We start from the raw sequence: 1,510 nt of genomic DNA, 5'->3' as shown, positions 1-1,510 counted from the left end.
GGGTCATCCACTTCGAACCGGCCTCGACGATCGCGACTTTGAGCTTGGGATGCCGGTACAGCGCGCCGTGAATCACCCACGACCCCACCGAGTCCTGGATCGGCCGCCACTCGTTGAGGATGCCCATGGCATTGGTTTGGAACGGCAGCATCTCCTGGTCGGCACCGTCCCACTCGGAGGTGTAGCGCGAGTAGCCACTGTCGCTGGAGTGCATGCCAACCAGCACGTCGTGCTCGACGACCCGCTCCCAGAACGGGTCGAACTCGGGCACCGCGAACGACCGCGGTCCGCGGAAGCCGGGGACGGGAGCGGGGCGGACCAGGATGCAGCGGGCGCCACGCTTAACCGCCCACTCCAGCTCCTCGATCGCCTTCTCGACAATCGGCAAGGTGATGACCGGGGTGGTGAAGATCCGGTTCTGGTAATTGAAGCCCCAGACCTCATCGAGCCACTCGTTCAACGCATGGATCAGGACGTGAACGGCGACCGGGTCGTCGCGCAGCCGTTCCTCGAGCAGGCTGGCCAGCGTCGGGAACATCAGCGTGCGGTCCAGGCCCAGCTCGTTCATCTTCTCCAGGCGGGGGCCGGGCTCGAAGAACGCCGGGATTGCGCGCATCGGCTCACCAAACAACTCGCGCTTGGTCTTGCCGTCAGGGTTGCCGAACTTGAAGTACTCCTCCCAGGCACCCGGACGAGCGACGACCTCGAAAGTCGGGTTGGGAATGTAGTTGCTGATTTGGCCGCGGATCGCGATCTTGGTGCGCCCGTTGATCTGCACGTACTGGACGAAGTCCTTGTACTCCTTCGGCAGGAACTTGGTCAGCGCCTCCGGCGGCTCGTAGAGATGGTTATCCGCGTCAAAGATTGGAAACGGGACATCTTCCCGATGTGACAACTGCCCCATGAAATCCTCCTTCGCAATTTATGAGAATACTATTCTCAGCCCAAGGCTACCGCAACGTCATTGCTAAGCCCTTGCTAAGCCCTCGCGCACCAGACGCTTCTGTACCTTGCCGCTCGGCGTGCGCGGATAGTCGTCGACTTCGAGCAAAACTTCCGGCCATTTCTGACGAGCCACGCCCTGGCCGGCGAAATGCGTGCGCACCTCGTCTTCAGTGGGCAGCGCGTGCCCCGATTTGAGCCGCAGCACGGCGGCAACCCGCTCGCCAAGACCGGCGTCGGGCACCGCGACCACCACCGCCTCCGCAATGCCGGGCATGCCGAGCAGGACCTCTTCGACTTCCACCGCACTGATGTTTTCTCCGCCGCGGATGATGACATCGGCCTTGCGGTCGGTGATGGTGAGGTAGCCGTCGGCATCCAGCACGCCGATGTCCCCGGTGCGATACCAGCCGTCGTCGTCGAAGGCGGCCGCGGTCAGCGCGTCGTCGGTGTAGCCCAGAAACAGGTCTGGTCCGCGGCTGAAAATCTCGCCGTCGGCCGCCAACCGGATCTCCACTCCTGGCATCGGACAACCATCGGTGAGCAGGCGTTTATCTTCCGGCGCATC

2 protein-coding genes are annotated in these 1,510 nt (G+C 63.2%); both read right to left on the bottom strand.

Annotated features, from left to right (window positions below; translation table 11 throughout):
* The coding region (locus tag WBF82_RS05155) for an amidohydrolase family protein (RefSeq protein ID WP_424382016.1) at positions 1–904 on the bottom strand (904 nt) is incomplete at its 3' end.
* A 63-nt stretch (positions 905–967) separates the two neighbouring features.
* The coding region (locus WBF82_RS05150) for an AMP-binding enzyme (RefSeq protein WP_424382015.1) at positions 968–1,510 on the bottom strand (543 nt) is incomplete at its 5' end.

The sequence above is a fragment of the Mycobacterium sp. genome (assembly GCF_049673265.1).
Classification (GTDB): Bacteria; Actinomycetota; Actinomycetes; order Mycobacteriales; family Mycobacteriaceae; genus Mycobacterium.
This window is presented reverse-complemented; position numbering and strand designations above follow the sequence as displayed.